We start from the raw sequence: 13,456 nt of genomic DNA, 5'->3' as shown, positions 1-13,456 counted from the left end.
ACTCCTTCTCATGATATTAGTTTTTTAATCCAACAATTTTCTTATATAGCCATGGAGAAATGACAAGTGAGAGGATCGCTACCTTGCGAAAAGTAGTGAAATAAGCATCCTTCCATATTTCACGTCGATGCTGAACAATCCAAGTCCTCAGCTCGGCTTTCTCCTTTTGATACTCTCCACGTGAAGTAAAGATAATTTTATCGTAAACTGTGATGTACGACCAACATTCTCTATTTTTTAATTCGTGTTTTAAATTAGGAAAAATTTGTGAAACTTGAGCGATTATTTGCTTATAAACTTCTATCGTATCAAATACATACCGATTAACAGATGTTGTCGCACTTCCCTCACGATGATCATAATAATAAATCGGTTTGTCAATAAATACGCTACTACATCTTGTCTTTAGTAACAATTCAGTTAAAAATAGGGCATCTTCAGCCAGGTGATAATTTGTATTAAACTTTTCATCCGCAAGCAGGTCTCTCTTAAACAGTTTTGCGACTGGAAAAAATGACGTTCTGGTAGTCATCAGTAGTTCCTTCATGGTTTCTTCTGTCGACCAGAGTTCTGTTTTTCCAGAATGTGGAGGAAGGTCTGTTACAATGCCATTTTTGATATGGTGTAGAGGAGCAATCACAAAACCTACATGTTCTCCCTCAACTGCACTAGCTAAAGTAGCTAGATAATCATTGGTGACGAAATCATCGCTATCAATAAAAGTTATCCAAGCACCTGTCGCTAGCTGAATTCCAAGATTTCTTGCATTAGAAACACCAGCATTTTCGATATGGTAAACCTTGATATTCTCATACTGATTTGCTAAATCATCACAGATCTTTCCACTAGAATCAGTAGACCCATCATTTATTAGGATTAGTTCAAAATTGGTATAAGTCTGATGAAGAATTGACTCCACACATCGTTCCAAATAGGCTTCTACATTGTAGACTGGAACGATAACGCTTATTTTTTCTCCCATCATGCTCCATATTCTCCCTTGTACTCTCTATAACTCTTATCCATATCAGCGATAACAGCATCATGATGTGGTAGCTGCTTATCTGCTGGTGGAGGTGTCATATAATCACCAAAAGCAGTGCTGAGATAGGCATCATAGCCGACTGGAACGGGCAGCTCTGTCTCTTCAAATGGCAAGAAGAGATTATCTTCAAAGGATGCGATTGGGTACTTGTTTCTCATGTAGCCAGGACCGGAGCATAACTCCGTGATTCCATCGCTCTCAGCCAGACTGTACTTGGTCATTTCTTTTTCAGCTTTTTTCCAAATGCGATAACGGAGAGATTTTGGTGTCAAACCGAGTAAAATGCGACTCCCCCACTTCATAAGTGCGCCATGTTTTTCTGGAATAGTTTGGGCACAAAACAGAGAATAAATCAAGGCCCAACGAACCTGTTTTTTCCGCTCAGCTGGATTTTTAGGATAATAATCCAAAGGCAAAACATCCAAAGCCAAACCATGTGGCAAATTCAAATCTTGCTGGTAAGGTTTAATGCAGGTAGTTTCCTTGTCACGAATAGTAATAAAAAGATTGCGATCGACAAAATCCTTGTTACTCTTTGACAAGAAATAACGCTCATCTGCATAACGAGGCCATAATTCTGCCAATTTTTCATAATCCTTACGGGGCATAAAAAAATCTAGATCATCATCCCAAGGAATGAAACCCTTGTTTCGAAGGGCACCAATAGCACCTCCACCACAAAGATAACAAAGCAAATCATGTTCTTTACAAAATGCGACGAAATATTCAGCCATTTCCAGACTACGAGCCTGAATCGCTTTCAAATCACTCATGTCTCTCCTCTTCTGTTCAATAACGAGTTATATCGTTTTATTATACCATAAAAAAGCCTTAAAAATCCATCAGACACTAAGAAAAATCAAAGTTCAAACCACTATTTTACTGGTGATTCGAACCTTGATTTTTCCTGTATTAATCTCCTATCTAATTCCAATTGTAGAATATTCATCTCTACACAATCGTATCATAATCTCTTTCTTTCGTCTTCAAAGTCTCAACAACCTTTGTCGAATAAGCTCCTTTCATAGTTGTATCGAGTTGACTAGAAATCATCTCTAGTGCTGTCTTTGTTGCTAGAGCTTCTGTTTTGATCTTAAAGTCACCATCTGACATCAAATTATTACGCTCATTCAATTTGATCGGTGAATAGATATGACTGATTAGTAAACGTTCTAGTCCCTTCTGAATCTCAATCATATTATTGTTCACTCCTGAGAAGAAATCATTAATCATTTCATCAAACATAAGCTATCCCTTCCTTTTTTCTTGTTCGAGTGTCGTCTTTCGACGATGTAATGTATCTATATCCTCTTCTAATTTTCGTCGTTCTCGTCTATACTCAATCTCTTCTTTTTCAATACTTTGTTCCAAAGCGCGCTGATTTCTTATAAATCCTATAGATACTGCTTGGCTAAAGTCCGAAGCTATTCTGTTTAATCGTGCTCTTTCCTCAGTAGTATCCACGTCCACTTGTCCCAGGGTATGCTGGATCATCTGGTACTTTCCTTCCATCATATGCAACAATTGGTCACGTTTTTGCTGAAGGTCTTCAAATTGTTCTTCTCTTTGTTGGCGAATAGAACGATTGCGTTCATCTAATAAATCTAAATGGTTTTGCTTTGTTCTTAATTTCTGCCAGATTACTTGACTTTCATCCATTCTTTAAAATTCCCTGCTAACTCTTTATCATCTTCCAATTTCTTTTGGACACCATCTGCTATTTGCTTTTCTAAACTTTGAAAATCTTCGGCTAGTTTTTCTGATTTTTTGATTTTTGGATAGAAATAATGATCAAGATCATCTACGATTGTCGTACGAGATACTCCTCCATCAGAATAGGCTGTCGCCACCTCTGTAGGTGATAAAATAAAAGCAAAGGGAACGTGATAAGTGCTCGCTACTATTTTCTCTGCTTTTTGATGCGCTTGACGAACGATGGAACGAATCTCTTCATAACCAGCATTTGCGACTTCATGCAATCCCGATGAAATCGTTAAGGCATGTTCGGAGTCTAAAAAGAGTTCCTCACCACTCGTATAACCGCCTGAAGCCAATGCCTCTTTAGCCTTTGCATAGGAATACAAGCCACTGGAAACCTTATCCAAACCAGATGAATACCGTTTTTCAAACGATGAACGATCATTCTTAATTTTAAGACTACCATCTTCATTAAAAACATAACCGCCCCACAAGTGTTGAGAATATACAAAATCTACCTGTTGTACAGAGTCCACATGATGCATCATCCCTACAACACCGACACTATCCATTCTATTTTTAGGGTAACCTATAGGAACCAAATCTTTATCATCAACGTAATTATGAATACGGTACTTTATCGCATCCACACTCTGCCGCTGTTCTTTGGTCAAGACCGGATAGATATTCGGGCCTTGGTAGATATAAGCTCCTGAAATACGTGAAATGTCCCTAACATTAGCTAGGGCGTATTGGGCATTCATGGAGCCAAGAGAGTGAGCATAAACTGAGATTTTAGCGTTCGGATATTCCAACATTATATCATCTAAGATAGATGCCGCCGCCTTCAACTGAGAAGTCACCCCTTCTTCACCTTTCAAAATATTTTGAGCCATGGGAATATCATTTTCAAACCAATCCACTTCCCATCCTTTATCAAATGGCGCTTTAGAACCTTCGTAGAGAACAGAAACTTCCGATTTGTCTGGACTCTCAACTACGTAAACCTTTATTCCTGTCTCGTTTTCAATCACCTGACGGACTGTGCCGATATCTTCTATCTCTCCTTTATCATTTATGATTTCCATAGACTCTGTTTCAGAATACTTTGTATATTCTTCATTGGCAATTTTTTGACGTTCATGATCAGTATACTGTCTACTCACTTTTTCTCTCCGTTATTATTTTTTTAAATTTAGCAGAGCTTCCTCCACCATCATTAACTAACTTTCCGCTACTTCTATCTTTATTAATAGTGAAAAATACATATAATTCTTCGTCATTATTTATATAAATTTTAAATTTGATCCCTCCCATTGGACTATGAAAAATGGAATTAATATCTATATCATAATTCTGGATAATATTTCCTTCTTCAAGTGCCCCTTTATGCCTCAGCTTTAGGTTATCTTCTATGATCTTTTTGACTTCCTCACCCTTGACAACCCTAACCATCTCGTCTTGTTCTACTTTTTTCATCACCTTGTATCCTCCTATACTTAATCCAACAATAACTAGTAAACTAGCTAAAACGATTCCTATAATTTTTAATGACTTCATGACATCTCCTTTATGTTATTTTACAAATATATCAAGTACTGATTTACTTATAGTATACCATAAAGATTTGTCTGGACTCTCAACTACATAAACCTTCAATCCTGTCTCGTTTTCTATCACCTGACGGACTGTACCGATATCTTCTATCTCTCCTTTATCATTTATGATTTTCAAGGGATCTGTTTCAGAATACTTTGTATACTCTTTATTAGCAATTTTTTGACGTTCATGATCACTATGCTGTCTACTCACTTTTTCTCTCCGTTATCATTTTTTCAAATTTAGCAGAGTTTCCTCCGCCATCATTAACTAACTTTCCACTTTTTTTATCTTTATTAATAGTGAAAAATACATATAATTCTTCGTCATTATTTATATAAATTTTTAATTTGATCCCTCCCATTGGACTATGATTGATGGATTTATCATCAATTTGATAAGACTTTATTTTCCCTTTATTTGTTAAATAAAATTGATCCATTTCTTTCAAATCATCTTCTATAATCTTTTTGACTTCCTCACTCTCTACAATTCTCACCATCTCATCATGTTCTGCTTGTTTCATCACTTTAAATCCTCCTACGCTTAATCCAACGATAACTAATAAACTAGCTAAAACGATTCCTATAATTTTTAATGACTTCATGACATCTCCTTTATGTTATTTTACAAATATATCAAGTACTGATTTACTTATAGTATACCGTAAAGAGCGGTCTAAACTCTCAACTACGTATATCTTCAACCCCGTCTCGTTTTCAATCATCTGACGGACTGTGCTGATGGAACTTTTTCGAGTTTCTATATAAATATCATTATCAACTTGTAATGTATTATCATATTCTTTTTCAGTAATTAAATTTCGTTCATATTCGCTATACATAGAATCCATCAGTTTGAGTCTCCCTTTAATTTTTCCAGAGGTGGATTACTCCCACCGCCATTTCTTAATTTGCCATCACTATCTTTATGTAAGAAAACACTAACTTTATAACTTGAAGAATCATTTATATACAAATAAACAATTATTCCTCCCATTGGATTATGATCAAAAGAATCAACTTTATATGATTTAATAATTCCTTTTTCTGTTAGAGCATTCGGATCTATTTGTTTTAAGCGCACTTTAAAAATCTCTTTTGCTTCCTCACTCTCTACAATTCTCGCCATCTCATCGTGTTCTACTTTTTGCATTACTTTATATCCTCCTATGCTTAATCCAACAATAACCAAAAAACTAGCTAAAATGATTCCTACAATTTTTAATGGCTTCATGACGTCTCCTTTATGTTATTTTACAAATATATCATGCACTGATTTACTTATAGTATACCATAAAGATTTGTCTGAACTCTCAACTACGTAAACCTTTATTCCTGTCTCGTTTTCTATCACCTGACGGACTGTGCCGATATCTTCTATCACTCCTTTATCATTTATGATTTTCAAAGGATCTGTTTCAGAATAACTTGTATACTCTTCATTAGCAATTTTTTGACCAGAGAGAATCTCTTGTAAATAGAAAATAAAAGAGTAGATACAAGCATTTTAGGGTGATAAGACGGCTGACCAAAGGCATGATAGAAGGCATCGAAGTGACAATCTTCCAAGGTATTCACCACTTTTTCAATAGTAAAGACAAGATGATCTTTTGGTAAGAAAGAACTGATTTCTAGTGGTATAGTTGTTTGATTTGTGTTATAGTGAATAGGCATGGGATAGACTTTCTAAATGGTTTATTAAGCAATTCTATTTTACAAAGACTACCACAACCATGTAAAAAAGCAACGGCAAATCCGTTGCTTTTTTTGGAGATAAGGGACTATTGTCCAAGGATCGTTATTTTATATTTAAAGTATAGTTTTTTTATTTGGAATTTTGTCTTATCTTATCTCATTCCCATCTGAGAAAGTTTAGTTTGATATTTATTTTGGTCTACTAAGAGTGCCTGTCCTCCATAAACATCGTAATCATCGACCCAATCACCCAGTTCTGGAACTGTTAATCTCTCAATGCCATTTTGCGCTCCATCTAGGAAGGATAAGCCATTGGTCAATAAGAAACTATAGGGAACATTCGTAGAGGTCATCCCAAAGACCTTACCTAGTGCTTCTGATCCAGTAAAAAGTTTAGTTGGATCCTTGAGCTGTTGCAAAACAGTTGTCAACACTTGCTGTTGTCTCTTGGTCCGCCCGTAATCACCTTCATCATCATCACGGAAGCGTGCATAATTGAGCAAGGTTGAACCGTTCATCTGCTGTTTCCCAACTTTAATAGTCTGGGTTGGAGACTCTGTTTCCGTAGCATGTAAATCATCTCCAACCGTAGCTTCGGTTAAAGGTTGACCTTCTAAGGTTGAAAATTTGGCATCAATCGTCACCCCATCAGGGAAGAGTGTGTCAATAGCGGTTGCGAAGGCCTGGAAATCAACCAAAGCATAGTACTTAATGTCCAAGTCAAAATTATCTTTCAATACTTGGCGAACCATTTCTGCCCCTTTTTGGCCTTCTTGTTCCCCTAGTTCATAGGCTACATTTAACTTGTTATCTGTTTGTTTCTTCCCATTGATAATCTTACTATATCCATCAATATAAACTAAGTTATCACGCATGAAGCTGACCAGCTTAATTTTCTTATCTGAGCCACCAACGTTTAGAACCATAATCGAGTCCGTTCTCGTCTCAGCACTATTTTGGCCAATCCGTCCATCCGTTCCCATAATCAAAATATTGACCCCATCCTTGGTATCTTGACCATGAAAAACTTCTACTTGAGCTGCCTTAGCGTTGGCAGGTTTGGTTGGATCCGCATTTGAATAACCTTTTAGGAACATAAAAATCATGCCAAAACCGACACAGGCTAGAAGTGCAAGCAATCCTGCAAAAATGCGCCCCCAACGAATCTTACGTTTTTTGGACTTAACCTTCGGAAGAGAATGAGTTTTCTGGTATTTTTTTGCACGACTTCGGTTACCATAGGATGGAAGAGGAGACTGATTGATTGGTTCCATGAAAGACTCTTCCATATCGTGATTTTCATTATGAATTTCTGGAGAAGCTTCACTACTGCTAGCCGTATTTAACTTACCTTGCAGGTAAGCAAACTCTTTTTTCTCTCGCTCATTGAGGTAATGAATGTTCTTAAAAAGATAGTCATAACGCAACTGCTCGTGATGGCTTAAAGGATTTTCTTTACTCATCTTCTCTCCTTTCCATGGTCTGATATTGGATAAATAGGATAAGCTCCCAGTACTTTATACTGGATTCCAATCGCTTCTAATTCTTTTTGGGCAAAGTTAACCAAGTCCTTATCGGCATAATCAACATCGATAATGAAAAAGTATTCACCCAGTGCTGTCTTGAGTGGACGACTTTCAATTTTTGTCAGGTCAATTCCTCTCCAAGCAAAGGTCGATAGGGCCTTATAAAGTGCACCGGGAAGGTTGTCAGGTAAGGTCAATGCCAAACTCATTTTCTCAGTTTGTGCTTTCAAGGGAATAGAAGGCTTTTCAGCTCCCAAAACCCAGAAACGTGTGAAATTGGCTTCCATTTCCTGAATATCTTCAGCAATCAGTTCTAAGCCATATTCTTCAGCAGAACTTCTAGGCGCAATTGCTGCATAAGGCTGGTCTGGATGTTCAGAAATAAAACGAGCCGCATAAGCTGTACTAGCTGTTACCTCGATTTGGGCCTCTGGATATTGTTCATCGATGAATTTCTTTCCTTGAGCCAAGGCCTGTGGATGTGAAAAAATCTTTTCAATCTTAGTATGACCTGGAACCACCATCAACTGCTGATGAATAGGCTGAACGATTTCTGCTACTGCTTGAATGCGAGCCTGATGAAAAAGGTAGTCCAAGGTTTCATGAACACTACCCTCGATAGAATTTTCAACTGGCACCACAGAATAGTCCACCAAACCTTGCTCATAGGCCTTGATGACATCTGTAATATTGGCAAAGGCCTGCAATTCCTCCTGAGGAAAAGCTGTCTGCACAACGTGGTGTGAAAATGATCCCTTGGGACCTAGATAAGCAATTTTCATCTCAGTTCCTCTATAATTTCCTCTGGGCTTAGCTTAGTCACATTCAAAACCCGACTAGCCACTTCCTCATACCAAGCCTGTCTTTCTTGGAAAATAGCTGCAAGTTCTTCCTTGCTATTATTTAGAAACAGCGGGCGCTGATTTTCCTGATCAGCTGCGATACGTTGGTAGAGGGTTTCAAAATCAGCTTTCAGATAGATGTTATCAGAATTGGTCTTTAGTAAGTCACGATTTCGCTGAGAAATAACCACTCCCCCACCAGTTGACACAACTTGATCTCTTTGTAGTAACTCAGCCAATACTTCTGACTCTACCTGTCGAAAGGTCTCTTCTCCCATTTCCGAGAAAAATTCCGCAATGGACATACCTAAGCGCTTCTCTATCAGAGCATCCATATCGAAATAATCTGGGTCCAATCCTCTTGCAATAGTCGATTTGCCAGCCCCCATAAATCCGAGTAATACCTTAGCCATGAATCAAGCTCTCCAAATCATCAAAGAAGCTAGGATAGCTGGTATTGATGGCTTCTGCACGATCAAGTTCCACTTGTCCATCTGCAACCAAGAGGGACGCGATAGCCGTCATCATGCCGATACGATGGTCTCCAAAAGTATTGACTCTAGCACCGTGAAGGGCTGATTTTCCTTTGATAATCATTCCATCTGCTGTAGGTGTGATATCCGCACCCATGCTATTTAAAGCGTCTGTCACAACCTGAATGCGGTCTGTTTCCTTGAACTTGAGTTCCTCAGCATCCTTGATAACTGTTACACCTTGGGCTTGAGTCGCAAGCAGAGCGATAACTGGCAATTCATCAATCAAGCGTGGAATCAAAGCGCCACCAATCTCTGTTCCTTTGAGGTCTGAAGACTCAACAGTCAAGGTTGCAGATTTAGCGACTGGGTCAATTTCAGTTATTTCTAGTTTTCCACCCATGGCACGAATGACATCAATAATACCGGTACGCGTTTCGTTGATACCCACATTTTTAAGCACCACACGAGAATTTGGAACAATCAAACCTGCGACCAACCAAAAGGCTGCACTGGAAATATCTCCTGGAACAACCACCTTTTGTCCTGTCAATTTTTGTGGCCCTTGGACTGTGATTTTCTTGCCGTCCACACTTAAATGACCACCAAATTGTTGTAACATATCTTCCGTATGATTACGAGTGCACTCTTTTTCGATAATAACAGACTCCCCCTGAGCCTGCAAGGCCGCAAACATCAAGGCTGACTTAACTTGGGCAGAGGCAATTGGCAACTCATAATGAATAGGTGTTAGGCTTTTCGTCCCTTTTAAATGAAGGGGAGGCAGGTCTCGCTCAGTTTGCCCCGAAATGCTGACGCCCATTTTTTTCAGAGGAATAGTCACACGGTCCATGGGACGTTTGGAAAGACTATCGTCTCCGAACATTTCTACTTCGAAGTCTGCGCCAGCAAGGACACCTGAAATCAGGCGAATCGAGGTGCCAGAATTTCCCATATCAAGGGCATTTTGCGGCGCTTTTAAGCCATCCATGCCTACACCTTGAATAGTAATAACCCCATCTTTGTCCTCAATTTCAACACCAAGGTCACTAAAAACCTGCATAGTCGAAAGAACGTCTTCACCTCGCAGAATATCATAAACCTTAGTCTCACCCTCAGCCAAACTTCCAAAGATAATGGAACGATGGCTGATAGACTTGTCACCTGGAACGCGGATACTGCCGTGTAAGTGGCTAATGTTTGTTTTTAGTTTCATACTGGACCTCATACTTGCAATACTTTTACTTATTTTATCATAAAAAGCCAGAAATTCCTTAAAAATTTCTGACTTTATGGTAGTTATTTTCTTATTTTAGCAATTCTGAAACTGGTTCGAAAACAATTTTTTCAATGTCAGAAAGGTAAATTGCCAATTGTTGTTGCTTGGTAAAGAATTCTGACAAGAGGTTATTTCCTTGAATCTGTTTACCAAAGCCTTCCATTTTCGCTTGAAAGGATGCGTCTGGCATTTGACCTGTCTGTGCTAGTCTTTGAATTTCCTCTTGGAAGGCAACATATTCTGTAAAAATTTTGCTTGCCTCAGCATCTGCTGAAATAGCATCTTTAGCTGCTTTGACAGCCTTGTATTCTGGTAATTCGCGTAGACCGCGACTGAGTTCGTTTGCACTATCGTAAATATTTGACATGATTTTCTCCTTATTTATTTTTTTAAAAATTACTAGTCACTCTGTGGTCATTATTATTGTGCAATCACTTTTATATGACCTCTTGAATGTCCATTGCTTAATTCCTTATCTGGTATATACTCTATCTTCAAAGCTCCTAAATTAGAACCTGTTTTTATTTCATTTGACATAAGATTACCAAAATAGTTATTTATCTCATCATCGGATAAGGATGATTCAATCGATTTAACAATATCATGAAATACTTCTTTCATTCCTGTAACACCAAATTCACTATTTTCATTTGTCTGATTAATTGTTACATTGATTTTATCAGTATCATTTGCATGTAAAAACTCCAAGTAATATCCGTAGCTTGATGCGAAATATTTTATTTTTATATTTCCTTTTTTGATATTTTCTAATGGGCTATTAGAATTTTGATTATAGCTATTGATAAACTCATTAATATTTCTATCGTCTACATACTTTGAATTGGTTTTCTCTTAATTTATTTCCTTGTTGGATGGTTCATTTTTTGTCTCGACACTGGCTTCTGAAGTAGTTTTCACATCTTTTTTAACAGCGTAAGCTCTAAGTAAGATAAAAGAAATAAAGATAATACCAAATATGAATCTAGGCTCTATTTTAGGAATGATTTTCTCCTTATTTGATGATGACTGTATAGTCTGTATTTTCTGTTATGAGATGCTCGGCTCTTTCCAAGTCTTGAGCATTTTTAAATGAAATTTGTAGGATCCCGTGAATATCTTCCCGGTTTTCCTCGTTAATATGAATATTGACCAAGGAAGTTCCACGTAGCAGTTCCAAAATCCGTAAGATGACATCTTCTTCATCGGGAACGTCAACATAGAGGTCGTAAGAACTGTCTACTCCACCACGCTTATGGATTTCCATGGCCTGACGTTGCTCACGCGCTTGATTGAAAAAGTTCCAGATTTGCTCCTCATCTCCCTTGCTGATGGCCCGGCCAACCTCATCCAAACGTTCTTTAAAATCCTCAATCCGCTCTAGGATTGTCTCGCGATTGGACAAGAGAATGGAGGTCCACATACCTGGCTCGCTTTCTGCAATTCGAGTCATATCTCGGAAACCACCGGCCGCAAAGCGCCTTGCCATTTCATGTTCTTGAGCATAAACCGCGGTCTGTTCCATGAGACTGGAAGCCAGAATATGAGGAAAATGGCTGATCTGAGAAGTGACTCGGTCATGCTCCTTGGCATCAATCTCGATAAAGCGAGCGTGAAGACCTGAAAGCAGATCCTTCATTTCCTCAAGTGTGTCAGGACTTGTCAGGCTCGAAGGCGTGAAGATATAATAGGCATTTTCAAAAAGATTGACATCTGCCGAAGCAGCCCCTGTCTTGTGACTACCAGCCATGGGATGGGCTCCTACAAAGCGAACAGACTTGCCAGCCAAATACTGCTCCGCTGCATCTACAATGGCTAACTTGGTCGAACCAGCATCTGAAATAATGACGCCTTCTTTCAAGTCCAAGTTGGCCAATTCCTTAATGAAAGCAATAGTTTGTTTGATTGGCAAGCTAAGAATAATAATATCCGCAAGAGGAGCAAAACTAGCAAAATCATCCGTTGCACGGTCAATCATGCCTTCTTTCAAGGCAATATCTCTCGAAGCTTGACTGCGATTATAACCTAAAATTTCATAATCTGGATGATCGCGTTTGATACCTAGGGCCATAGAGGCTCCAATCAATCCAAGACCTGCGATATAGACTGTTCTTGCCATAGGAACTCCTTAATAGTTCTTTGTATAGTCTCGATATTTAGCTACCGCTTCTTTTAATTCCTCTAGATTGTCTGATGAGAATTTTTCAAGAATTTCTTGTACCAGAACCGTTGCCACAACGGCTTCCATGACCACACCTGCTGCTGGAAGAGCAGTCGGATCACTTCTCTCCACAGTTGCCTTGTAGGGTTCATGGGTTTCGATATCCACACTCATAAGTGGTTTGTAGAGAGTAGGAATGGGCTTCATGACACCACGAACAACAATCGGTTGCCCATTAGTCATACCACCTTCAAAGCCGCCAAGATTGTTGGTACGGCGAGTATAGCCATCTTCTTTAGACCAAAGAATTTCATCCATAACTTGGCTTCCTTTACGATAACCAGCTTCAAAGCCAAGACCAAATTCCACCCCTTTAAAGGCATTGATAGAGACAACTGCTTGGGCCAATCTTGCATCCAATTTTCTGTCCCATTGGACATAGGAACCAAGACCAACTGGAACACCTCCAACGACTGTCTCCACAACCCCACCGATGGTATCACCGTCACGTTTGATTTGGTCAATATAATCCTTGATTTCCTGTTCTCTTTCTTGGTTGACAATAGAAACTTCAGACTGGGCAGCTCTTTCCTTAATCTCAGTAACTGTGAGATTCTCAGGAACATCGATTTCCTTGCCACCAAAGACCACGACATGGTTGGCAATTTCCATATCCAGCTCAGCCAAGAGGCGTTTGGCTACTGCCCCAACTGCCACCCGCATGGTGGTTTCACGAGCTGATGAACGCTCCAAGGAATTACGCAAATCATCAAAACGGTACTTGATGCCCCCAACCAAATCGGCATGTCCTGGGCGAGGATGGGTGATTTTTCGTTTGCTTTTAAGGCGGTCTTCAATGTCCTCCGCAGACATGATATCCAGCCATTTCTGATGGTCCTTATTGACGACATCCATGGTAATGGGAGCCCCAGTCGTCTTCCCATGGCGAACACCCGAAGTAAAGATAACTTGGTCGCTCTCAATCTTCATACGACCACCGCGGCCGTATCCACCCTGACGACGTTTCAAATCCTCATTGATGTCCTCTGCTGTCAAAGGAAGTCCAGCTGGAATTCCTTCAATGATAGCCGTCAGACGGGGACCATGTGATTCTCCTGCAGTTAAATATCTCATACGTT

Annotated in this window: 17 protein-coding genes and 1 pseudogene; all 18 read right to left on the bottom strand. The window is 39.1% G+C overall.

Features of this window, described 5'->3' with window-relative positions:
* Positions 1-16 precede the first annotated feature (16 nt).
* Positions 17-985 (bottom strand): glycosyltransferase family 2 protein, encoded by a 969-nt coding sequence (locus D8849_RS05965; protein WP_049511053.1) that lies wholly within the window; start codon positions 983-985, stop codon positions 17-19.
* Entirely contained in the window at positions 982-1,818 is an 837-nt protein-coding gene (locus D8849_RS05960; RefSeq protein WP_125386499.1) for a LicD family protein, read from the bottom strand. Before D8849_RS05960 ends, D8849_RS05965 begins: the two co-directional genes overlap by 4 nt.
* A gap of 178 nt (positions 1,819-1,996) precedes the next feature.
* Positions 1,997-2,290 carry a hypothetical protein gene (locus tag D8849_RS05955; RefSeq protein WP_125386498.1) on the bottom strand — a complete coding sequence of 98 codons (294 nt, stop codon included), beginning with the start codon at positions 2,288-2,290 and terminating at the stop codon, positions 1,997-1,999.
* Between the two features lie 3 nt (positions 2,291-2,293).
* Positions 2,294-2,704 (bottom strand): hypothetical protein, encoded by a 411-nt coding sequence (locus D8849_RS05950; RefSeq protein WP_125386497.1) that lies wholly within the window; start codon positions 2,702-2,704, stop codon positions 2,294-2,296.
* Positions 2,686-3,909 (bottom strand): Mbeg1-like protein, encoded by a 1,224-nt coding sequence (locus D8849_RS05945; protein WP_125386496.1) that lies wholly within the window; start codon positions 3,907-3,909, stop codon positions 2,686-2,688. Before D8849_RS05945 ends, D8849_RS05950 begins: the two co-directional genes overlap by 19 nt.
* Positions 3,902-4,303 (bottom strand): DUF1310 family protein, encoded by a 402-nt coding sequence (locus D8849_RS05940; RefSeq protein WP_125386495.1) that lies wholly within the window; start codon positions 4,301-4,303, stop codon positions 3,902-3,904. Before D8849_RS05940 ends, D8849_RS05945 begins: the two co-directional genes overlap by 8 nt.
* A gap of 15 nt (positions 4,304-4,318) precedes the next feature.
* Positions 4,319-4,555 (bottom strand): hypothetical protein, encoded by a 237-nt coding sequence (locus D8849_RS05935; RefSeq protein ID WP_125386494.1) that lies wholly within the window; start codon positions 4,553-4,555, stop codon positions 4,319-4,321.
* A complete protein-coding gene (locus D8849_RS05930) occupies positions 4,548-4,949 on the bottom strand; it encodes a DUF1310 family protein (protein ID WP_125386493.1) in 402 nt (133 codons plus the stop codon). The genes D8849_RS05935 and D8849_RS05930 overlap by 8 nt, the downstream gene beginning before the upstream one ends.
* Positions 4,950-5,194: 245 nt before the next feature.
* Positions 5,195-5,578 (bottom strand): DUF1310 family protein, encoded by a 384-nt coding sequence (locus D8849_RS05925; RefSeq protein ID WP_125386492.1) that lies wholly within the window; start codon positions 5,576-5,578, stop codon positions 5,195-5,197.
* A gap of 213 nt (positions 5,579-5,791) precedes the next feature.
* Positions 5,792-6,018, bottom strand: a pseudogene (locus tag D8849_RS10810) (transposase); the annotation flags it as partial.
* A gap of 173 nt (positions 6,019-6,191) precedes the next feature.
* Positions 6,192-7,502 carry an LCP family protein gene (locus tag D8849_RS05920; protein WP_125386491.1) on the bottom strand — a complete coding sequence of 437 codons (1,311 nt, stop codon included), beginning with the start codon at positions 7,500-7,502 and terminating at the stop codon, positions 6,192-6,194.
* The gene (pheA, locus tag D8849_RS05915; RefSeq protein WP_125386490.1) at positions 7,499-8,347 is read right to left on the bottom strand and encodes a prephenate dehydratase; all 849 of its coding nucleotides are present in this window, start codon (positions 8,345-8,347) and stop codon (positions 7,499-7,501) included. The genes D8849_RS05920 and pheA overlap by 4 nt, the downstream gene beginning before the upstream one ends.
* Positions 8,344-8,820: a shikimate kinase gene (locus D8849_RS05910; protein WP_125386489.1), complete on the bottom strand. Its 477-nt coding sequence runs from the start codon at positions 8,818-8,820 to the stop codon at positions 8,344-8,346. Before D8849_RS05910 ends, pheA begins: the two co-directional genes overlap by 4 nt.
* Positions 8,813-10,096: a 3-phosphoshikimate 1-carboxyvinyltransferase gene (gene aroA, locus D8849_RS05905; protein ID WP_125386488.1), complete on the bottom strand. Its 1,284-nt coding sequence runs from the start codon at positions 10,094-10,096 to the stop codon at positions 8,813-8,815. Before aroA ends, D8849_RS05910 begins: the two co-directional genes overlap by 8 nt.
* 91 nt (positions 10,097-10,187) lie before the next feature.
* On the bottom strand, positions 10,188-10,526 hold the full coding sequence (locus tag D8849_RS05900) for a YlbF/YmcA family competence regulator (RefSeq protein WP_049550651.1): 339 nt from the start codon (positions 10,524-10,526) through the stop codon (positions 10,188-10,190).
* A gap of 53 nt (positions 10,527-10,579) precedes the next feature.
* Positions 10,580-10,867, bottom strand: a complete 288-nt coding sequence (locus D8849_RS05895) for a hypothetical protein (RefSeq protein WP_125386487.1) — start codon at positions 10,865-10,867, stop codon at positions 10,580-10,582.
* A gap of 304 nt (positions 10,868-11,171) precedes the next feature.
* Positions 11,172-12,275, bottom strand: a complete 1,104-nt coding sequence (locus D8849_RS05890) for a prephenate dehydrogenase (protein WP_125386486.1) — start codon at positions 12,273-12,275, stop codon at positions 11,172-11,174.
* Positions 12,276-12,284: 9 nt separating this feature from the next.
* Positions 12,285-13,451 carry a chorismate synthase gene (aroC, locus tag D8849_RS05885; protein WP_094753399.1) on the bottom strand — a complete coding sequence of 389 codons (1,167 nt, stop codon included), beginning with the start codon at positions 13,449-13,451 and terminating at the stop codon, positions 12,285-12,287.
* Between the last annotated feature and the right edge of the window lie 5 nt (positions 13,452-13,456).

It is taken from the genome of Streptococcus mitis (genome assembly GCF_003942765.1).
In the GTDB taxonomy this organism is placed as follows: domain Bacteria; phylum Bacillota; class Bacilli; order Lactobacillales; family Streptococcaceae; genus Streptococcus; species Streptococcus mitis_BE.
This window is presented reverse-complemented; position numbering and strand designations above follow the sequence as displayed.